This is a genomic window from Burkholderia sp. PR2 (assembly GCF_052372875.1).
Lineage (GTDB): Bacteria > Pseudomonadota > Gammaproteobacteria > Burkholderiales > Burkholderiaceae > Burkholderia > Burkholderia diffusa.
This window is the reverse complement of sequence record NZ_JBQRWH010000004.1, coordinates 2,332,805-2,353,382: the sequence shown is the minus strand read 5'-3', so window position 1 is coordinate 2,353,382 and position 20,578 is coordinate 2,332,805. Positions and strand designations below refer to the sequence as shown.

17 protein-coding genes, 2 tRNA genes and 3 rRNA genes are annotated in these 20,578 nt (G+C 61.0%); 14 read left to right on the top strand and 8 right to left on the bottom strand.

The window, feature by feature from the left end:
- Positions 1-53: 53 nt before the first annotated feature.
- From ACT2FV_RS28070 to ACT2FV_RS28055, 4 genes are read left to right on the top strand one after another with little or no spacing between them, the layout of a single operon-like run.
- Positions 54-1,250, top strand: coding sequence for an acyl-CoA dehydrogenase family protein (locus ACT2FV_RS28070; protein ID WP_124626884.1), 1,197 nt, complete (start codon positions 54-56; stop codon positions 1,248-1,250).
- Between the two features lie 19 nt (positions 1,251-1,269).
- Positions 1,270-2,403 (top strand): acyl-CoA dehydrogenase family protein, encoded by a 1,134-nt coding sequence (locus ACT2FV_RS28065; protein WP_151049395.1) that lies wholly within the window; start codon positions 1,270-1,272, stop codon positions 2,401-2,403.
- Between the two features lie 34 nt (positions 2,404-2,437).
- Positions 2,438-2,899 (top strand): MaoC family dehydratase, encoded by a 462-nt coding sequence (locus tag ACT2FV_RS28060; protein ID WP_151049397.1) that lies wholly within the window; start codon positions 2,438-2,440, stop codon positions 2,897-2,899.
- Entirely contained in the window at positions 2,896-3,372 is a 477-nt protein-coding gene (locus tag ACT2FV_RS28055; protein ID WP_151049399.1) for a MaoC family dehydratase, read from the top strand. The genes ACT2FV_RS28060 and ACT2FV_RS28055 overlap by 4 nt, the downstream gene beginning before the upstream one ends.
- Before the next feature lie 51 nt (positions 3,373-3,423).
- Here the strand turns inward: ACT2FV_RS28055 and ACT2FV_RS28050 are convergent, their stop codons facing one another.
- Complete coding sequence (locus ACT2FV_RS28050; protein WP_444505199.1) at positions 3,424-4,116, bottom strand: glutathione binding-like protein; 693 nt, start codon at positions 4,114-4,116, stop codon at positions 3,424-3,426.
- Between the two features lie 173 nt (positions 4,117-4,289).
- The gene (locus ACT2FV_RS28045) at positions 4,290-5,081 is read right to left on the bottom strand and encodes an oxepin-CoA hydrolase, alternative type (RefSeq protein WP_059600442.1); all 792 of its coding nucleotides are present in this window, start codon (positions 5,079-5,081) and stop codon (positions 4,290-4,292) included.
- 211 nt (positions 5,082-5,292) lie between these two features.
- Here ACT2FV_RS28045 and ACT2FV_RS28040 point away from each other — a divergent pair, with 211 nt between their 5' ends.
- Complete coding sequence (locus tag ACT2FV_RS28040; RefSeq protein ID WP_174911840.1) at positions 5,293-5,949, top strand: glutathione S-transferase family protein; 657 nt, start codon at positions 5,293-5,295, stop codon at positions 5,947-5,949.
- A gap of 49 nt (positions 5,950-5,998) precedes the next feature.
- Here the strand turns inward: ACT2FV_RS28040 and ACT2FV_RS28035 are convergent, their stop codons facing one another.
- On the bottom strand, positions 5,999-7,171 hold the full coding sequence (locus ACT2FV_RS28035; RefSeq protein WP_124903413.1) for a pyridoxal phosphate-dependent aminotransferase: 1,173 nt from the start codon (positions 7,169-7,171) through the stop codon (positions 5,999-6,001).
- A gap of 33 nt (positions 7,172-7,204) precedes the next feature.
- Positions 7,205-7,702 carry a putative toxin-antitoxin system toxin component, PIN family gene (locus ACT2FV_RS28030; RefSeq protein ID WP_124903415.1) on the bottom strand — a complete coding sequence of 166 codons (498 nt, stop codon included), beginning with the start codon at positions 7,700-7,702 and terminating at the stop codon, positions 7,205-7,207.
- Between the two features lie 57 nt (positions 7,703-7,759).
- On the opposite strand from ACT2FV_RS28030, the gene yaaA reads away from it, so the two are divergent.
- Complete coding sequence (gene yaaA, locus ACT2FV_RS28025) at positions 7,760-8,542, top strand: peroxide stress protein YaaA (protein ID WP_059680613.1); 783 nt, start codon at positions 7,760-7,762, stop codon at positions 8,540-8,542.
- An 88-nt stretch (positions 8,543-8,630) separates the two neighbouring features.
- Complete coding sequence (locus tag ACT2FV_RS28020; RefSeq protein WP_151052123.1) at positions 8,631-9,785, top strand: M14 family metallopeptidase; 1,155 nt, start codon at positions 8,631-8,633, stop codon at positions 9,783-9,785.
- An 82-nt stretch (positions 9,786-9,867) separates the two neighbouring features.
- Here ACT2FV_RS28020 and ACT2FV_RS28015 read toward each other — a convergent pair whose 3' ends face one another.
- The 4 genes from ACT2FV_RS28015 to ACT2FV_RS28000 all read right to left on the bottom strand — a co-directional run bounded on the left by ACT2FV_RS28015 (position 9,868) and on the right by ACT2FV_RS28000 (position 13,668).
- Positions 9,868-10,518, bottom strand: coding sequence for a BspC domain-containing protein (locus ACT2FV_RS28015; protein ID WP_151052121.1), 651 nt, complete (start codon positions 10,516-10,518; stop codon positions 9,868-9,870).
- A gap of 136 nt (positions 10,519-10,654) precedes the next feature.
- A complete protein-coding gene (locus ACT2FV_RS28010) occupies positions 10,655-11,329 on the bottom strand; it encodes an energy-coupling factor ABC transporter permease (RefSeq protein WP_059600449.1) in 675 nt (224 codons plus the stop codon).
- A 75-nt stretch (positions 11,330-11,404) separates the two neighbouring features.
- A complete protein-coding gene (locus ACT2FV_RS28005; protein WP_059600450.1) occupies positions 11,405-12,241 on the bottom strand; it encodes a response regulator transcription factor in 837 nt (278 codons plus the stop codon).
- A 209-nt stretch (positions 12,242-12,450) separates the two neighbouring features.
- Positions 12,451-13,668 (bottom strand): DUF2863 family protein, encoded by a 1,218-nt coding sequence (locus ACT2FV_RS28000; protein ID WP_059533163.1) that lies wholly within the window; start codon positions 13,666-13,668, stop codon positions 12,451-12,453.
- 562 nt (positions 13,669-14,230) lie between these two features.
- Between ACT2FV_RS28000 and ACT2FV_RS27995 the strand changes: the two genes are divergently transcribed.
- The 7 genes from ACT2FV_RS27995 to ACT2FV_RS27965 all read left to right on the top strand — a co-directional run bounded on the left by ACT2FV_RS27995 (position 14,231) and on the right by ACT2FV_RS27965 (position 20,535).
- Positions 14,231-15,763: ribosomal RNA gene (locus tag ACT2FV_RS27995) — 16S ribosomal RNA — on the top strand.
- A 63-nt stretch (positions 15,764-15,826) separates the two neighbouring features.
- A tRNA-Ile gene (locus ACT2FV_RS27990) sits at positions 15,827-15,903 on the top strand.
- Positions 15,904-15,941: 38 nt separating this feature from the next.
- Positions 15,942-16,017, top strand: a tRNA-Ala gene (locus tag ACT2FV_RS27985).
- Positions 16,018-16,298: 281 nt separating this feature from the next.
- Positions 16,299-19,180, top strand: a 23S ribosomal RNA gene (locus tag ACT2FV_RS27980).
- A gap of 187 nt (positions 19,181-19,367) precedes the next feature.
- Positions 19,368-19,480 (top strand): 5S ribosomal RNA (gene rrf, locus ACT2FV_RS27975).
- Together the 16S, 23S and 5S rRNA genes with 2 tRNA genes alongside form the textbook arrangement of a ribosomal RNA operon.
- Positions 19,481-19,768: 288 nt before the next feature.
- Positions 19,769-20,173 carry a Cu(I)-responsive transcriptional regulator gene (gene cueR, locus ACT2FV_RS27970; RefSeq protein ID WP_059603025.1) on the top strand — a complete coding sequence of 135 codons (405 nt, stop codon included), beginning with the start codon at positions 19,769-19,771 and terminating at the stop codon, positions 20,171-20,173.
- 215 nt (positions 20,174-20,388) lie between these two features.
- Positions 20,389-20,535 (top strand): DUF3563 family protein, encoded by a 147-nt coding sequence (locus ACT2FV_RS27965; RefSeq protein ID WP_006478295.1) that lies wholly within the window; start codon positions 20,389-20,391, stop codon positions 20,533-20,535.
- Positions 20,536-20,578: the final 43 nt, after the last annotated feature.

The following is a 20,578-nucleotide window of genomic DNA, read 5'->3' as shown; positions in this document are numbered from 1 at the left end:
GTACGCAGTGTGTCCTTGCCGGGCCGGACGGCCGCGGCCAGGAGACACTGCGCATGGATCTGGATTACTCCCCCGCCGACGACGCGTTCCGCGTCGACGTCCGCGTCTGGCTCGAGGCCAACCTGCCTCATGCACTGCGCGCCAAGGTACTCGATCACAAACGACTAGACCGCGAGGATTTCGCGAGCTGGCACCGGATTCTCGGCCAGCGCGGCTGGTCCGCGCCCGCGTGGCCGGCCGAATATGGCGGTCCGGAATGGAACGCGACGCAGCGCCACATCTGGGATGAGGAGTGCGCACGCATCGGCGCGCCGACCGTGCTGCCGTTCGGCGTATCGATGGTCGCGCCGGTGCTGATGAAATACGGCAGCGAAGCGCAGAAGCGCCACTATCTGCCGCGCATTCTCGACGGTACCGACTGGTGGTGCCAGGGGTATTCGGAGCCGGGCTCCGGGTCGGATCTCGCATCGCTGCGCACGCGTGCCGAGCGTCATGGCGACCACTACGTCGTCAACGGCCAGAAGACCTGGACGACGCTGGGTCAGTACGCGGACATGATGTTCTGTCTCGTGCGCACCGATCCGGCGGCGAAGAAACAGGAGGGCATCTCGTTCCTGCTGATCGACATGAAGACGCCTGGCATCACGGTGCGCCCGATCATCACGCTCGACGAGGATCACGAAGTCAACGAGGTGTTCTTCGAGGACGTGAAGGTGCCCGTCGAGAATCTCGTCGGCGATGAAAACCGCGGCTGGACTTACGCGAAATACCTGTTGGGCCACGAGCGCACCGGCATCGCACGCGTCGGCGCGTCGAAGCGCGAGCTCGCATTCCTGAAACGCGTGGCGTCGAACCAGCGCAAGAACGGCAAGCCGTTGCTCGCCGATCCCGTGTTTGCCGCGAAGGTTGCCGCGCTCGAAGTTGAGCTGATGGCGCTGGAGGTGACGGTGCTGCGTGTCGTGAGCCGCGAGACGAGTGGCAAGGGGCCGGGCCCCGAGGCATCAATGTTGAAGATCAAGGGCACCGAGGTGCAGCAGGCGCTTACCGAGCTGATGTTCGAGGCGATCGGGCCGCTCGCCGCGCCGTTCGACGTTCCGTTCCTCGAGGGCGAACGTGAACACAGCAGCGCGGGCGACGATGATGCCGCGCCGCTCGCGGCCTACTACTTCAATTACCGGAAGACGTCGATCTACGGTGGTTCGAACGAGATTCAGAAGAACATCATCGCGCAGATGATCCTGGGGCTGTGATCAGGGAACGGAGACAACCATGGATTTCAGCTTTACCGATGAGCAGCAACAGTTTGCCGACGCGCTGCGTCGTTATCTCGGCGAGCAATACGGTTTCGACGCACGCCAGGGCATCGTGCGAAGCGATGCCGGCGTGTCGGACGCGCAATGGAGCGCATTCGCGGAGCTGGGCCTGACCGCGCTGCCCGTGCCGGATGCACAGGGCGGTTTCGGCGGCGGCCCGGTCGACATGCTGGTCGCGATGCAGGAGCTCGGCCGTGCACTCGTGGTCGAGCCGTACTGGGCGACGGCGGTCGGCATCGAGGCGCTGCGTGTCGCCGGGTCCGGCACGGGTGACGATGCTGCGCTGCTGGAAGCGGTCGCACAAGGGCAGAAGCGCCTGGCCGTTGCGTTCCACGAACCGCGGGCGCGCTACGACCTGTACGCACTCGATACACACGCGCGTGAGCAGGGCGGCACGTACCGACTGACCGGAACCAAGTCGGTCGTTCAGCACGGCGCCCAGGCGCATGCGTGGATCGTACCCGCTCGGGTAGACGGCGGCGGCATCGGCCTGTTCGTCGTCGAGCGCGATGCCGCGGGGGCGAAACTCGTCGACTACCGGACGATCGACGGCCAGCGCGCTGCGACGATCGAGCTGCGTGACACGCCTGCGCGGCAGCTGACGGGCGGCGCACGCGATGCGGCCGCACTCGAGCAGATTGCCGATTACGCGACCTTCCTGCTTTGCGCGGAAGCGGTCGGTGCACTCGACGAGCTGAACCGCGTGACGGTCGAATACACGAAGACGCGCGAACAGTTCGGCGTACCGATTGCACGTTTCCAGGCACTGCAGCACCGGATGGTCGACATGCTGATTCATGCGGAGCAGGCGCGCTCGCTGACTTACCTGGCTGCGGTGCGTTACGCGGGCGGCGATGCCGATGCCCGTCGCAAGGCGGTGTCGGCCGCGAAGGCGCGGGTCGGCGCGGCCGCACGCTTCGTCGGGCAGCAGGCGGTGCAACTACACGGCGGCATGGGCGTGACCAATGAGGTAGCCGCCGCACACCTGTTCAAGCGGCTGTCGATCATCGAGACGACACTCGGCGACACCGATCATCATCTTGCGCGCATTGCGGCCCTGCCGGATTTCGCGCAAACCGACGCGGCATGACGGCGGCGCGTGAGCGCGCCAGAGGAGATAGACAGTGGGTATCAGTTACGAAGATCTGGAAGTCGGCAGTACGACCGAAATCGGCCGCTATACGTTCGAATCGGACGACATCAAGGCGTTCGCGCTACGCTACGATCCGCAACCGTTCCACCTCGACGAAGCGGCCGGCAAGGCATCGCCGTTCGGTGGACTGGTTGCGAGCGGCTGGCATACGTGTTCGGTGTTCATGAGCCTGCTCATCAAGAAGCTGGGGCCGGATTCGACCAGCATGGGCTCGCCCGGCATCGACTCGATCCGCTGGCTAAAGCCCGTGCGTGCCGGCGACACGATCACGATGTACCAGAAGGTCCACGACAAGCGCGTGTCGGCGAGCAAGCCCGATCGCGGCATCGTGTCGACGGAGTGGATCGGCGTCAACGGTGCCGGCGACACGGTGATCACCGTGCATACCAAGGTGATCTTCGGACTGCGTCATCCGCAAGGGGTAGGCGCATGACGGACGTGACAGTGCCACTTATCGCGTCGGCGCAAGCGCTGCACGAGCGGGTCGGCGCGGAGCCGCTCGCGAGCGGCTGGGTCGAGATCGACCAGCGTCGCGTCGATAGTTTTGCCGACGCCACCGGCGATCATCAGTGGATTCACGTCGATCCCGAGCGGGCGCGGCGCGAGTCGCCGTTCGGCGGCCCGATCGCGCACGGATTCCTGACGCTGTCGCTGATTCCCGCGCTGATGACCGATGCGATGCGCTTCGAGCAGAAGATGGGCGTGAACTACGGACTGAACCGCGTGCGATTCCTGAAGCCGGTGCCGGTCGGCGCACGCGTGCGCGCGCTGTTCGCGGTGAAGGAAGCCGCAGAGGCCGCTCAGGGCGGCGTGCAGGTGACGTGGTCTGTGTCGATGCAGGTCGAGCGTCCGGACGTGCCGTTGCTCGTTTGCGCGGCGGAATTCATTACGCTGCACTATTTCTGATGCGCGCGGCGGCGTCGATGGATGCCGCCGCGTCGCTTGTTGCGTGGTTCGTCAGTGCTTTGCGTATTGCGTCGCACCGAACAGCATTTCGCGCGCCTTGTCGTCCTGCAGCGGCTTGCGCAGCGATGCGAGTACTTCGACGCCGCGCTGCACGGCCGGACGCGCGGCAATCGTTTCGTGCCAGCGCCTCACGTTTGGCAGTTCGTCGAGCGCGATGCCCTGATTCTGCCACGAGCGCGTCCACGGGAACGTCGCAATGTCCGCGATCGTGTACGTGTCGCCGGCGAGAAATTCGGATTCGCCGAGACGCTTTTCCATCACGTTGTACAGGCGCTTCGCTTCGTTCGTGTAGCGATTGACCGCGTACTCGATCTTCTCCGGCGCATACAGCCGGAAGTGATGCGCCTGCCCGAGCATCGGGCCGACGCCGCCCATCTGAAACATCAGCCATTCGAGCGTCGCGTAGCGCTCGGCCGGCTCGGTCGGCAGGAACTTGCCGGTCTTTTCCGCCAGGTACACGAGGATCGCGCCCGATTCGAACAGCGAGATCGGCTTGCCGCCGGGGCCGTCCGAGTCGACGATCGCGGGGATCTTGTTGTTCGGGCTGATCTTCAGGAATTCGGGCTTGAACTGGTCGCCCGCACCGATATCGACCGGATGCGCACGATACGCGAGGCCCGTTTCCTCGAGCATGATGTGTACCTTGTGGCCGTTCGGGGTCGCCCAGCTGTAGACGTCGATCATCGTCAACTCCTTTATTGCATGCGCGAAAACGGCGCCGGCGGGGCGCCGCGACAGGCGGTCATTAGAGCATGGATCGATGCGGGCTGCAGGCGACGGAAACGTGCGGTCGCGCGCCTGCGCGTGCATGGCGTTGCGGCGACCGAAACGCTGCTGTAACGGCGAGGGCTTGCGTATCAGCGCTTGTAGTGCGGTTGGCGTTTCTCGAGGAATGCGGTAATCCCTTCGAATGCGTCCGCATGATGCAACGATGCGACGAAGTGATCGCGCTCGGTGTCCAGATGCGCATCGAGCGGCTGTGCGGCCGCATCGTCGAGCAGCGACTTGATGCGCGTGAGCGCGTTCGGCGAGATGCCGGCGAGCGAGTCGGCCCACGCGAGCGCGTCGGACAGCGCGGCACCGGGCACGGCGAGCCGATTGACGACGCCGAGCGCATGCAGGCGGTCGGCCGCGACGGGCTTGCCCTCGAACAGGATTTCGGCGGCGAGCGCACGCGGCAGTGCGCGCGAGAGGAACCACGAGCCGCCGCCGTCGGGCGTGAGGCCGACACGCGCGTACGACATCACGAACTTCGCGTCGTGCGCGGCAACGACCAGGTCGCACGCGAGCGCGAGCGAAAAGCCCGCGCCGGCCGCCGCACCTTCGACTGCCGCGATCACGGGCTTGGTCGCTGCGCGGATCGCCGTGATCCACGCGGCGAGTTGATCGATGCTGTCGGCCTGATAGGACGGATCCTTCGAGCGGTTATCGAGCAGCCGGTTCAGGTTGCCGCCCGCGCAAAAGAAGCGATCGGCACCCGTGAGCACGACCGCGCGAATGGCGGGGTCGCGCTCGGCGGTGGCGAGCGCCTCGACGCCGGCCGCATACATGTCGGGATGCAGCGCGTTGCGTGCGCCGGGATTGGACAGCGTGAGGACGAGCGTCGATTCGCTCTCGGGCGGACGCGAGGCCAGCAGTTCAGCACTCATGCGAGTGTGTCTCCATCGGATGGCGAGGCTGCGGCACCGCATGCTACGCGGGCGCATGCGCATACCCGTGAGGGTGCTGCCGCAGCGGATGCGTTGTTGTCGTGACAGACGCGAAACTGCTTTAGACTAGCACGAACGTGCTTTTCAGCGCGACGCATCCCGATGCCGCCGGCATCGCCGCGGCCGCGCTTCAGCAACGAAGGAGACTCCGATGCTACAGCTGTGCGGTATTCCGTTGTCCAACTATTACAACAAGGTGAAGTTCGTCCTGCTCGAACATGACATCCCGTTCGAGGAAATGGCATGCAGCCTGCCGATCAGCGATCCGGCACTGCTCGCCGATTCGCCGCTCGGCAAGATTCCGTTCTTGAAGACGGAAGAGGGCGCGCTGTTCGAATCGCAGGTGATCATCGAATATCTGGCGGCGCGTTATCCCGACAAGGCCATTTTCCCGGCCGGACCGTTCGCGGCCGCGAAGGTGCGTGAACTCGTCGAGACGCTCGAGCTGTATCTCGAATGGACCACGCGCGAGGTCTATACGGAAGCGTTTTTCGGCGGCAAGGTCAGCGACGGGACGAAGGCGCACGTCGAGAAGCGCCTGCCGCGCTCGATCAATGCGTTCAAGCGGATGACGCAGTTCTCGCCCTACGTGCTCGGCGACACGTTCAGTCTTGCGGACATTGCCGCGACGATTCATCTGCCGGTGATCGGCATGGCGACGAAGGCCATCTTCGGTCGCGATTTCCTGCTTGATGCCGGCATTGACTGGAAGGCGCACGCGAAGCTGGTCGGTGAGCGGCCGGCCGCGCAGCGCGTGGCGGCTGATCGCAAGGCCTACGTCGAGGCGACGAGCGCTGCGCGTTCGTAAGCGCGGCGTGGGCGCGGTGTCGTACCGCGCCCGGCCGCCCATGCAGGACTTACAGGCGTGCGAGCCGTTCGAGTGCGGATGCCAGCGTGCTTTCCTGTTTCGCGAAGCAGAAGCGCACGACGCCCGATTCGCGCGGTTCGTGATAGAACGCCGACACAGGAATCGCCGCCACGCCGATCTCCGACGTGAGCCACTTCGAGAATTCCGCTTCGGGCAGGTCGCTGATCGCCGAATAGTCGACGCACTGGAAGTACGTGCCGGGGCATGGCAGCAGCTTGAAGCGCGTGCGCTCGAGGCCGGCGCGGAAGAAGTCGCGCTTCTTCTGGTAGAAGTCGGGCAGTGTCAGGTACGGTGCCGGATCGCGCAGGTAGTCGGCGAGCCCGACCTGCATCGGTGTGTTCACCGTGAACACGTTGAACTGATGGACCTTGCGGAACTCCGCGGTCAGCGCGGCAGGCGCCGCGACGTAGCCAACCTTCCAGCCCGTCACATGGTAGGTCTTCCCGAAGCTCGACACGATGAAGCTGCGCGCGGCCAGTTCCGGGTAGCGTGCGACGCTTTCATGGCGCGCGCCGTCGTAGACCATGTGTTCGTACACTTCATCCGACAGGATCAGCACGTTGGTGCCGCGCACGATCTCCTCGAGCTTGCGCATGTCGGCCTCGCGCCACACGGTGCCGGTCGGATTGTGCGGCGTGTTGATCATGATCATTCGCGTTTTCGGCGTGATCGCGGCGGCCAGGCGATCGAACGGAATCGCATAGTCGGGCGCTTCCAGCGTGACGAACACGGGCTTGCCGCCGGCGAGCTCGATCGACGGCAGATAGCTGTCGTAGGTCGGCTCGACGACGATCACCTCGTCACCCGGATGGACCGCGCACAGGATCGCCGTCAGCAGGGCCTGCGTCGCGCCGGCCGTGACCGTGATCTCGGTGGCGGGATCGTAGAGCCGGCCGTAGACCTGCGCGATCTTGCCGGCGATCGCGTCGCGCAACGGCGCGACGCCGGCCATCGGCGGATACTGGTTGTGACCGTTGCGCATCGCGGTTGCGACCGCGTCGACGATGCGCGGGTCGCAGTCGAAATCCGGGAAGCCCTGGCCGAGGTTCACGGCGCCTTTCTCGGCGGCGAGCGCGCTCATGACCGTGAAGATCGTCGTGCCGACGTTCGGCAGGCGCGAGGGGAAAACGGGAGTCGTGGGCATGTCGGAAGGAGCGTTCATCGATACGGTCGCAAGCGGGTGGTGCCGGGCCCTTCAGGCCGGCGTGGTAGTGGTGGCCAACGCGGCATCGAGCGCGCAGGCTTCGGTAAACGGCGCGGGCTGCGCGATCCGGAAGCCGAAATCGCGCGCGGTGCGCTTCGCGAGCTTGAGCAGCGCACGGTCCTTCGATACGAGCCAGTCCGCCTGCGCGGCGCGCGCAAGCTCGAGGAATTTCTGGTCGTCGCGGTCCTTGCACTTTGGCAGGGGGGGCGCACCGGCGTCGACGGGCGGTGGCTCGACGAGGCTCGTCAGGCGCGCGACGGTCGCGAGCGCTTCGGCCTTGTCGATCGCGCGCGCCTGAAACTGCGGATAATCGAGCACGAGCACGAGTTCGTTCAGGCAGCGGCCGTCGATTACGGCGGCCAGCGTGCCGCGTTCGAGCGCAGCCCGGATCGGGCGTGTGGCAGGGTCGTCGAATACGAGTATGTCGATCCAGACGTTCGAGTCGAGCACGACGCGATGTGCGGCATGCGGGGCGATGGAGCGGGTCATTCGTTACAATCGGTGGTTTTCGTCTGACCGCAAGGCACGGCGTGCCAGCGAGCCTCTATGATAATCGTTCTCTCCCCAGCTAAATCCCTCGACTACGATACGCCCGCCCACGTCCCGTCTTACACGAAGCCTGCATTCGTCGACGATGCGTCGGAACTGATCGACGGCCTGCGCAAGTTGTCGCCGCAGGACATCTCGACGCTGATGGACATCTCCGACCCGCTCGCGCGGCTGAACTTCCAGCGCTATGCGGACTGGTCGCCGACCTTCACGACGGCCAACGCGAAGCAGGCTGTGCTCGCGTTCAACGGCGACGTATACGAAGGGTTCGATGCCAAATCGTTGTCGGCCGCCGATCTCGACTACGCGCAGCAGCACGTGCGCGTGCTGTCGGGCCTGTACGGGCTGCTGCGTCCGCTCGACCTGCTGCAGCCTTACCGGCTCGAGATGGGTACCCGATTCGCGAACGCGCGCGGCAAGGATCTGTATGCGTTCTGGGGCGACCGGATCACGCGGGCGCTGAACGAGCAGCTCGAGACGCGCAGCGGCGCGGCGCGCGTGCTGATCAACTGCGCGTCGACCGAGTACTTCAAGTCGGTCAAGCCGAAACTGCTGGCCGCGCCGATCGTCACGCCGGTGTTCGAGGACTGGAAGGGCGGCCGCTACAAGATCATCAGCTTCCATGCGAAGCGCGCCCGTGGCTTGATGGCGCGCTACATCGTCGAGAACCGCATCGCCGAACCGGCGGCGCTGAAGGATTTCGCGGTGGAAGACTACGCGTTCGATGCCGCTGCGTCGAATGATTCGACTTACGTATATCGCCGGCGAATCGGCGAATGACCAAGCCGGCCGTTCACGAGACGGCCGGCGCACGCATGAGGCCGGACCCGCGGCAAACTGCCGGTTCCGGTCGACACTGGAGAGATAGATGACCCTTTCGATCACCAGCAATTTCGACGCGGGCGCCATCGACGTCGTGTCGTGCGACAGCCCCGACGCGATCCGGCTGCGCGTACGCGGCGACAACCGCTCGGAATTCGCGCAATGGTTCTACTTCCGCTTGACGGGCGCACGCGGTACGCGGTGCGTGATGTCGTTCGAGAATGCGGCCGAATGCGCGTATCCGTCGGGATGGCGTAACTACAGTGCGGTCGCGAGCTACGACCGGGTCGACTGGTTCCGCGTGCCGACGACGTTCGACGGCAAGACGATGACCATCGACCATACGCCCGAGTTCGACAGCATCTACTACACGTATTTCGAGCCGTACTCGGAGGAGCGTCATGCAGCGTTCCTTGGCGCGGTCCAGCAATTGCCGCAGGCGAGCGTCGTCGAGCTCGGCCGAACGGTCGAAGGCCGTCCGATGTCGCTGCTGACGCTCGGTACGCCGGAGGTCGACGGCGCACCGAAGAAGAAGGTATGGATCATCGCGCGCCAGCACCCGGGCGAGACGATGGCCGAGTGGTTCGTCGAAGGGCTCGTCAAGCGACTGGCCGGGTGGGGCGACTGGGCGGGCGATCCGGTGGCGCGCAAGCTATACGACCGCGCGACGTTTTATATCGTCCCGAACATGAATCCGGACGGCAGCGTGCACGGCAACCTGCGCACCAACGCGGCGGGTGCGAACCTGAACCGCGAGTGGATGGCGCCCGATACCGAGCGCAGCCCCGAAGTGCTGGCTGTGCGCGATGCGATCCATTCGATCGGCTGCGACATGTTCTTCGACATTCACGGTGACGAGGATCTGCCGTACGTGTTCGTGGCGGGTTCGGAAATGCTGCCGAGCTTCACGGAGCAGCAGGGCAAGGAGCAGACCGCATTCATCGATGCGTTCAAGGTCGCGAGCCCGGATTTCCAGACCGAGCACGGTTATGCGGCGAGCAAGTACAAGGAAGACGCGCTCAAGCTCGCGTCGAAGTACATCGGCCATCAGTTCGGCTGCCTGTCTTTGACGCTCGAGATGCCGTTCAAGGACAATGCGAACCTTCCGGACGAGCGGGTCGGCTGGAACGGCGAGCGGAGCGCCGCGCTCGGCGCGGCGATGCTGGCGGCAATTCTGGTGCACGTCGAGACGTTCGCGTAAGCGTACCGTCGTCGATATGAAAAAGCCGGCGCATCGTGCGATGCGCCGGCTTTTTTGCTTCTGTCGTTGCCGCTCCGTCGGATCAGGACTTCTTCTTCGCGGTTTTCTTCTTCACGGCTTTCTTCTGGCCGCTTGATTTTTGCGTTGCGACGGCCTTCTTGGAGGTGCGGCCGGATGTCTTGGCCTTGCCGCGGTGCGACTTGCCCTTGAACTTTTTCGTCGACGACGACGGGCGCTCGACACGCGGCTTCAGTGGTGGCACCGGATCGTTCCAGCTGAACGCCAGCATTTGTTGTCCGACATAGCCGCAGCGGAATTTCAGCGGTGTCGGGTCGCTGCCGTCGCTGTGGACGCCGAGGCCGTCCACGGTGACGATGTTGTCGACCTTCACGCGCTGCTTGCCCTGATCGAACGAATCATTCCACGGCGTGATCGTCGCGTTGCCATTTTCGAACGCGTTCGGCGCGAAGTCGACGCGGTCGAAGGCCGTCGATGTGCTGGCGATGAAGCTGCCGTGCGCCGCACAATCGGCGACGATCGGATCGGCATGCATCTCATTGACGAATTTGTCGATCAGTTCGGAGCGCTGATCGAGGAGGTCGGCGAATACCGGTGCCGGAAGCGCAAGCGACAGGCCCGCGACACAGGCTGCCAGCTTGCCGAACGCCCGGAAGATCCGGAGCGAGGCAGGTGAGCTGTCCATCTGGTTATTGGTGAGGAGCGAATGAGACATCGGGCACGTATAGATGCCCGATGAAGAACAGGAGTTCAATCTTAGCGTAAAAAAGTCGTGCGGCAGTAGATGTCGCGCTCTCCCGCGCTGCGGAAGCGGATCGTCACGCGCACCGATCGCACCGGGACCTGCGTGTTCAGGCGCGCGGGCCGCCAAGGCGATAGCGCCGAACGTCGAACGTCGTGACCCACGCCGGACGATAGACGGCGATGAGTGCGGTGGCCATGCCGGTGAACCACGCTTCGCCGAGCGCGAGCAGCGCGGTGTTCAGCAGATAGCCTGCGGGAATGACAACGGGCACGCCGTCCGCGAGAACGAGCCGGACACCGGCCGCAGCCGCGGCGACGGTGACGATCGCGATGGCCGGTGACAGGAATCCCTGGCAGGTGATGAACGACGCGAGATTGTGCGGGAGCCGCGCGATCGCGGCGCGTTGCAGCAATGCGGACACGGCGACCGGTAGCGCGCCGTAGATCAGATAGGTGACGCCGACGCCTTGCCACGGCGCATCGAAGACGATAGCGGCGACGGCAGTGACGGCGCCCATCGCGATCAGCGCAAGCGTCCAGTCGAACAGCGTGACGAGCAGCGTCGCGCCGAGCAGGTGCATGACGATGCCGTCTTCGAGCCACGCATTCGAGGCCCAGAGCACCGTGATCGCGGTGACGAGCGCGAGCCACACGTGCTGGAGCGTTGCGTCCTGGAGACGGACGAAGGGACGATTCCAGAGCGCGAGCGCGAGCAGCGCCACGGCGGCGATCCAGCCACCGATGCCAACCCAGAGCGGAAGCGGTGTGAAAAGAAAACCCATGCGTCCATATTACTCGTTGAGCATCAAAGGTGGGAATCCGCACATGTCGACCGTCGCAATATCGATACTGTCCGATCAGCGCTCGCGCCGAAACCGCGCTGGCGGTTCGGCCGCGAGCGGCAGGTCCCGGGTGTCGGTGTTCGCGGCGGGCAGCGGGTATGGACGGTCGTTCCGTTGCTTGCGCAGCGGAACCGGGCCGCGTTCGCCGATGACGGGCTTGCTTGCACGATCACGGTTCGCCAGCAATACCTCGAGATGCGGCGACAGCCACCCGTTGTAGATCGCGACTGCGGCGGCGCGGTTTGCCGCGCCCAGCTGCTGGAAGATGCTTGCGAGGTGGATCTTCACGGTACCTTCGCTGATGCCGAGCGTGCGAGCGATCATCTTGTTGGTGCTGCCCATATGGACGAAGCGCATGATCTGCGCCTGTCTCGGCGAGAGGAGGCCGCTTGGCGGGCGGCGTGGCAGCGATCCGGCGAGCGTCTGGAAATGGGCGTCGTGGCGTACTGCGGCAGTGGAGGGCAGCAGGCTGAGTGCGATGGGCGGGATGTAATGGCCGCCCAGCAGAACCATTTCGAGTGCCCGCACGATCAGGTGCGGCCGCGTGGAGTGCGGGATCACACCCGCGACGCCATAGTTGTAGAAGCGCTGGATGGCTTCCGGCGTGGATTCGTCGATCAGTACTGCGGCGGGTGTCGGCGAACAGGCGCTGCAGAGCGCCTGGAGTTCGCAGAGGCGGCCGACGTCCAGCCAGTCGATGGCAACGAGGTCGAAGCGCTGGGTGCGCAGCAGCCGGCGCGCCTGGAAGCCATCGGGCGCATCGTTGATACTGGCGTGACGGTCGATCTGCCGCAGCAGGGCCTTCAGTCCGTCACGCCGTTCGGCGTCTGAGTTCAGCACCAGGAACCGCATATTCAACCTCCGTAAGGTGAGTCATTGAGCTGCCGTTGGCATGCGTTGGATCCGATAATGACAAAAACCTTACACGAAGTCTGCTTGGCTGAAAGGTTTAGGAGAAGTCTGAAATTTCGAGTGAGGGAAATGCGGACGAGAAAAAAGCCGCTCCGGCTGGAACCGGGAGCGGCTTCGTCGGGCAGGCGCTGGGGGCCTGCGGTGCACGATCAGTGAAAGTGCGGTTGGGCGGGCGACGCGTCTTCTGGCATTTCCGCGTGGACGATCTCGCCGAGCGGATCCGCATAGAGCGGCACGCCGCAGTCGTCGCAGTATTCAGGCTCGAAGCGGCCCGCGTGCCGGCGGACGTCGGTCACGCCGCATTCCTTCAGCAGACTTACGATCTCCTCAAGCGGCCCTTCGATCGGTGCTTCGCCTTCGAGCGTCGCGCTGTCGATCGACACGTCGCCGTTTTCGCGGCCGTAGAGCGGCCACACGACGCCATAGATCACGTCGTTGCTGGCGCGTCGCGTGAAGCCGACGCGATACTCGTCGATCCGGCGCTCGCCGAAGCCCGCGACCACGGCGCGCAGCTCTTGCGGCGCCGTACCAAGTGTGTCGAAAAGATAACGTATAGCCGTTCGGACCGTGTGCGGACGGATGCGCTCGTCCGCATCACGGCAGGCCGAATAGTATGCGTCCGGGAGCAGGCATTCGAACTCGCAGCCGGGGAGGGCAATCGACAGGTTCGGACCACCCTGCGCGGTCCATTGCTCGAGACACTGACCGCGTTCGATCCGATTGCCGTGCTCTTCTTCCTGCCAGCGGAACAGCGGTGCGCCGGCTGGAGCGGCGACGACGGCGAGGAGGAAGCGCGGGTCAGCCAGGATCGGCGAGGTTTCGGGCAGGTCGCCGAAGCTGAGCTTGGCTGCATGCTGGCCGAGCGCCGCGTGCGCGAGTTGCTGGGCAAGCCGGTAGGTCTCGACGTGGTGGCGCGGCAATTGGTCGATGCTGTAGAGGAACGGGGCCAGCCCGACCAGCGTGCCGGTAGCGAGCACGTGCGCCTGAAGGTGCGTGCGCAATGCATCGGCGACGTCGCCTTTCAGCGGGCCCGATGGAATCATATAGCGCGTCCAGGCAAGAACGGGAACGGCGACCAGCAGCGCATCGTACGGCTGGCCGTCGTGCTCGATCACCATCGATTCACTATGCGTCTCGGCCATGTCGGCGAGCGCGCCATAGGCATCAGGGTGGTTCTGCTGCAGATGGTCGAGTGCCGCGTCGAGCGTGGTCTGGTTGCCGTTGCGAACGATCTTGGCGAGTAGCGCATCGAGCTTCGCTTCCCAGAAGCGATCCTCGATGCGGCTGCCCGAGGCGAAGAGCGCAAGCGACAGGCCGACCAGTTTGTCGGCGTCGGGGGGGAGGCGTTTGGCGATTCGCTGGCGCATATTAAATACGTATAGAAAGGGGCGAAGAACCTCACATTCTAGTCCGTTCTTTGCACCATAAGCGGTCTCGTGCTCCGGCATGGCCGGAAGGCCGAATCGGCGGGGATGAAGAAAAATCCATCAACCCCTTGCGCGATTGCCGGGAGCTGCATAGAATCATGCCTCTTTCGCGCTAACGGAAACGCGGCGCGGGGGAAGAAGGGAAGCGGTGCGATGGAGGGTCGGTTGTAGAGCCCCGGCGCACACGAAGTTGAACCCAGTCGTCGCAACGAAGCAGTTCAAAAAGTTGTTGACTGACTGAAAAAGACGGTTCATAATCTCGCTTCTCTGCTGCTGAAAACGCAGCGCTGCTGAGAAACTTCAGGTTTCTCGCAGAAATGCTCTTTAAAAATTAACAGCCGATAAGTGTGGGCGCTTGATGGAAGCGAGCTGATCTTCGGGTCAGATAGCGAAAGTATCAAGAGTCTCACACTAAAGTAAGTCAGGTTTATGAAGCAATTCATATTCCTGTCAGCTTTGAGTGAGCGACCGGTTCGAAAGAACCGAAAACAGTAACAGGTTTAAACTGAAGAGTTTGATCCTGGCTCAGATTGAACGCTGGCGGCATGCCTTACACATGCAAGTCGAACGGCAGCACGGGTGCTTGCACCTGGTGGCGAGTGGCGAACGGGTGAGTAATACATCGGAACATGTCCTGTAGTGGGGGATAGCCCGGCGAAAGCCGGATTAATACCGCATACGATCTACGGATGAAAGCGGGGGACCTTCGGGCCTCGCGCTATAGGGTTGGCCGATGGCTGATTAGCTAGTTGGTGGGGTAAAGGCCTACCAAGGCGACGATCAGTAGCTGGTCTGAGAGGACGACCAGCCACACTGGGACTGAGACACGGCCCAGACTCCTACGGGAGGCAGCAGTGGGGAATTTTGGACAATGGGCGAAAGCCTGATCCAGCAATGCCGCGTGTGTGAAGAAGGCCTTCGGGTTGTAAAGCACTTTTGTCCGGAAAGAAATCCTTGGTTCTAATATAGCCGGGGGATGACGGTACCGGAAGAATAAGCACCGGCTAACTACGTGCCAGCAGCCGCGGTAATACGTAGGGTGCAAGCGTTAATCGGAATTACTGGGCGTAAAGCGTGCGCAGGCGGTTTGTTAAGACCGATGTGAAATCCCCGGGCTCAACCTGGGAACTGCATTGGTGACTGGCAAGCTAGAGTATGGCAGAGGGGGGTAGAATTCCACGTGTAGCAGTGAAATGCGTAGAGATGTGGAGGAATACCGATGGCGAAGGCAGCCCCCTGGGCCAATACTGACGCTCATGCACGAAAGCGTGGGGAGCAAACAGGATTAGATACCCTGGTAGTCCACGCCCTAAACGATGTCAACTAGTTGTTGGGGATTCATTTCCTTAGTAACGTAGCTAACGCGTGAAGTTGACCGCCTGGGGAGTACGGTCGCAAGATTAAAACTCAAAGGAATTGACGGGGACCCGCACAAGCGGTGGATGATGTGGATTAATTCGATGCAACGCGAAAAACCTTACCTACCCTTGACATGGTCGGAATCCTGCTGAGAGGTGGGAGTGCTCGAAAGAGAACCGGCGCACAGGTGCTGCATGGCTGTCGTCAGCTCGTGTCGTGAGATGTTGGGTTAAGTCCCGCAACGAGCGCAACCCTTGTCCTTAGTTGCTACGCAAGAGCACTCTAAGGAGACTGCCGGTGACAAACCGGAGGAAGGTGGGGATGACGTCAAGTCCTCATGGCCCTTATGGGTAGGGCTTCACACGTCATACAATGGTCGGAACAGAGGGTTGCCAACCCGCGAGGGGGAGCTAATCCCAGAAAACCGATCGTAGTCCGGATTGCACTCTGCAACTCGAGTGCATGAAGCTGGAATCGCTAGTAATCGCGGATCAGCATGCCGCGGTGAATACGTTCCCGGGTCTTGTACACACCGCCCGTCACACCATGGGAGTGGGTTTTACCAGAAGTGGCTAGTCTAACCGCAAGGAGGACGGTCACCACGGTAGGATTCATGACTGGGGTGAAGTCGTAACAAGGTAGCCGTATCGGAAGGTGCGGCTGGATCACCTCCTTTCCAGAGCTTCTCGCAAAGTTGAGCGCTCACGCTTATCGGCTGTAAATTTAAAGACAGACTCAGGGGTCTGTAGCTCAGTCGGTTAGAGCACCGTCTTGATAAGGCGGGGGTCGTTGGTTCGAATCCAACCAGACCCACCATTGTCTGGCGGTAACACCTGAGGCAAATCTGTACTCATGGGGGCATAGCTCAGCTGGGAGAGCACCTGCTTTGCAAGCAGGGGGTCGTCGGTTCGATCCCGTCTGCCTCCACCAATCACCAACGCTAAGGGCTTGGTTCAGACAGTGAACCGAGAATTTTGCATTGGCGATTGAGCCAGTCAGAGGATACGTAGTACGTATCGGCTGTCGTTCTTTAACAATCTGGAAGAAGTAAGTAATTTGGATAGCGGAAGCGTCTTGAGATGGACGTGGAAACTATCCGGGTTGTGATTGTATCGATGTATCTCAAGATGATTCGAACTCTATGTTCGACTCGATTTTGGAATACGGCACAACGCGAGAACTCAACCTGTAACGAGACAGACTCGTTATAGGGTCAAGCGAACAAGTGCATGTGGTGGATGCCTTGGCGATCACAGGCGATGAAGGACGCGGTAGCCTGCGAAAAGCTACGGGGAGCTGGCAAACGAGCTTTGATCCGTAGATGTCCGAATGGGGAAACCCACTCCTTTTGGAGTATCCATGGCTGAATACATAGGTCATGTGAAGCGAACGCGGTGAACTGAAACATCTAAGTAACCGCAGGAAAAGAAATCAACCGAGATTCCCAAAGTAGTGGCGAGCGAAATGGGATGAGCCTTGCACTCTTTATTTGTATTGTTAGCCGAACGCTCTGGAAAGTGCGGCCATAGCAGGTGATAGCCCTGTAGGCGAAAACAGTATGAAAGAACTAGGTGTGCGACAAGTAGGGCGGGACACGTGAAATCCTGTCTGAAGATGGGGGGACCATCCTCCAAGGCTAAATACTCGTGATCGACCGATAGTGAACCAGTACCGTGAGGGAAAGGCGAAAAGAACCCCGGGAGGGGAGTGAAATAGATCCTGAAACCGCATGCATACAAACAGTCGGAGCCTCGAAAGGGGTGACGGCGTACCTTTTGTATAATGGGTCAGCGACTTACGTTCAGTAGCAAGCTTAACCGTATAGGGCAGGCGTAGCGAAAGCGAGTCCGAATAGGGCGTTCAGTTGCTGGGCGTAGACCCGAAACCAAGTGATCTATCCATGGCCAGGATGAAGGTGCGGTAACACGTACTGGAGGTCCGAACCCACTAACGTTGAAAAGTTAGGGGATGAGCTGTGGATAGGGGTGAAAGGCTAAACAAACTTGGAAATAGCTGGTTCTCTCCGAAAACTATTTAGGTAGTGCCTCGTGTCTCACCTTCGGGGGTAGAGCACTGTCATGGTTGGGGGGTCTATTGCAGATTACCCCGCCATAGCAAACTCCGAATACCGAAGAGTGCAATCACGGGAGACAGACATCGGGTGCTAACGTCCGGTGTCAAGAGGGAAACAACCCAGACCGCCAGCTAAGGTCCCCAAATATAGCTAAGTGGGAAACGAAGTGGGAAGGCTAAAACAGTCAGGAGGTTGGCTTAGAAGCAGCCACCCTTTAAAGAAAGCGTAATAGCTCACTGATCGAGTCGTCCTGCGCGGAAGATGTAACGGGGCTAAGCTATATACCGAAGCTGCGGATGCGTGCTTTGCACGCATGGTAGGAGAGCGTTCCGTAAGCCTGCGAAGGTGCCTTGTAAAGGGTGCTGGAGGTATCGGAAGTGCGAATGCTGACATGAGTAGCGATAAAGGGGGTGAAAGGCCCCCTCGCCGTAAGCCCAAGGTTTCCTACGCAACGTTCATCGGCGTAGGGTGAGTCGGCCCCTAAGGCGAGGCAGAAATGCGTAGCTGATGGGAAGCAGGTCAATATTCCTGCACCATTGTTAGATGCGATGGGGGGACGGATCGCGGAAGGTTGTCCGGGTGTTGGAAGTCCCGGTCGCTGCATTGGAGAAGGCACTTAGGCAAATCCGGGTGCGCAATTCAAGGGTGTGGCGCGAGCTCCTTCGGGAGCGAAGCAATTGGAAGTGGTTCCAAGAAAAGCCTCTAAGCTTCAGTCTAACGATGACCGTACCGCAAACCGACACAGGTGGGCGAGATGAGTATTCTAAGGCGCTTGAGAGAACTCGGGAGAAGGAACTCGGCAAATTGGTACCGTAACTTCGGGATAAGGTACGCCCTTGTAGCTTGACTGGCCTGCGCCAGGAGGGTGAAGGGGTTGCAATAAACTGGTGGCTGCGACTGTTTAATAAAAACACAGCACTCTGCAAACACGAAAGTGGACGTATAGGGTGTGACGCCTGCCCGGTGCCGGAAGATTAAATGATGGGGTGCAAGCTCTTGATTGAAGTCCCGGTAAACGGCGGCCGTAACTATAACGGTCCTAAGGTAGCGAAATTCCTTGTCGGGTAAGTTCCGACCTGCACGAATGGCGTAACGATGGCCACACTGTCTCCTCCCGAGACTCAGCGAAGTTGAAGTGTTTGTGATGATGCAATCTACCCGCGGCTAGACGGAAAGACCCCATGAACCTTTACTGTAGCTTTGCATTGGACTTTGAACCGATCTGTGTAGGATAGGTGGGAGGCTATGAAACCGGAACGCTAGTTTCGGTGGAGCCGTCCTTGAAATACCACCCTGGTTTGTTTGAGGTTCTAACCTTGGCCCGTGATCCGGGTCGGGGACAGTGCATGGTAGGCAGTTTGACTGGGGCGGTCTCCTCCCAAAGCGTAACGGAGGAGTACGAAGGTACGCTAGGTACGGTCGGAAATCGTGCTGATAGTGCAATGGCATAAGCGTGCTTAACTGCGAGACCGACAAGTCGAGCAGGTGCGAAAGCAGGTCATAGTGATCCGGTGGTTCTGTATGGAAGGGCCATCGCTCAACGGATAAAAGGTACTCTGGGGATAACAGGCTGATACCGCCCAAGAGTTCATATCGACGGCGGTGTTTGGCACCTCGATGTCGGCTCATCTCATCCTGGGGCTGTAGCCGGTCCCAAGGGTATGGCTGTTCGCCATTTAAAGAGGTACGTGAGCTGGGTTTAAAACGTCGTGAGACAGTTTGGTCCCTATCTGCCGTGGGCGTTGGATATTTGAAGGGGGCTGCTCCTAGTACGAGAGGACCGGAGTGGACGAACCTCTGGTGTACCGGTTGTCACGCCAGTGGCATCGCCGGGTAGCTATGTTCGGAAGAGATAACCGCTGAAAGCATCTAAGCGGGAAACTCGCCTTAAGATGAGATATCCCTGGGGACTAGATCCCCTTGAAGGGTCGTTCGAGACCAGGACGTTGATAGGTCAGGTGTGTAAGCGCAGTAATGCGTTCAGCTAACTGATACTAATTGCCCGTAAGGCTTGATCCTATAACAAGTCTGTTTCGACAGTCGTTAGCGCTTCAGCGCTTTACGAATGTCGAACGTCGAGTGCAAGGCACTCGACGTACAGCGGTTGAACTACCGCGTATGTGTGAGATACAACCTCACAACCCAACGAAATTACTGCTTCTTCCCAGATTGGTTGTGCTGCGAAGCAGCGCAACAACCCTCTTTGCCTGATGACCATAGCGAGTCGGTCCCACCCCTTCCCATCCCGAACAGGACCGTGAAACGACTCTACGCCGATGATAGTGCGGATTCCCGTGTGAAAGTAGGTAATCGTCAGGCTCCCTAAGCCAAGAACCCCCGCCCGACAAGGCGGGGGTTTTTGCATTTGAGCGGCGAAAATACGCGAGATGGCAGATAGCCGTCTCCGTCTTGCAAGCTGCATGCTGTCTCGGACCGGCAGATCCCGCGGCAACCCACCCCAATAAACTTATCCGGATTGCAGTCGATTCCGTTGTCACGCTCGCGCCGGAACGAAATCTCGCGATTTGATACGATCGAAGTGTCGTCGACGGCTGCTTGCCTCGACGTTCATGTTCGAACCAGTGCTTGATGGAGAGAGGGCAGGGAATGAATATCGGCGACGCGTCGCGCGAATCCGGCGTCAGCGCAAAAATGATCCGGTACTACGAACAGGTCGGTCTTCTTGCACCGAGCAAGCGGAGCGACGCCGGATACCGGATCTACGGTTCGGACGAAGTCCACATCCTGCGCTTCATCCGTCAGGCACGGCGGCTCGGTTTTCTCGTCGAGGATATCCGCAAGTTGCTGATGCTCTGGCAGGACCGCGCCCGCGCCAGCGTCGAAGTGAAGTCGATTGCCCTCGAACACGTGGCCGAACTCGACAAACGCATCGCGGAATTGAGCGACATGCGCAATACGCTAGCCGATCTGGCCGCGCACTGCCATGGTGACGAACGACCTGAATGCCCGATCTTGGCGCGCCTGGCCGAACCGGCTGGTGAACCAGATTAGTGCATGCCCTCGAGGTCGAAAAGAGACCTCGATTCAATATTCATAAAAATCAGTGAGTTAAAGCGGATGCTTCACAATCCATTCCAAAATGGAATGGCTTCCATGCAAGCATTTCACTGGTATCTTGGTGCGGCATCGCTATAATTCGGGATAACCCTATACGGGAAATCCCTGAATCTCGATTCGCCAGGGGTCCCCCTTCCTTGGAGAAGATCATGATCGCCTACATCGTTGAAAAGCTGAGCAACTGGTTCGAATCCGCAGAACGTGAGCGCCGTGAGGCATACCTCGCCACGTCGTCGGACATCGTCCAGCTCGAGAGCCGCATCCGCTCGCTCGAAACCAACGGCTACTCGCTGTAATCGAGTTACCGCCAGGTGCCGTGTGGCACCGAACGAAAAGCAA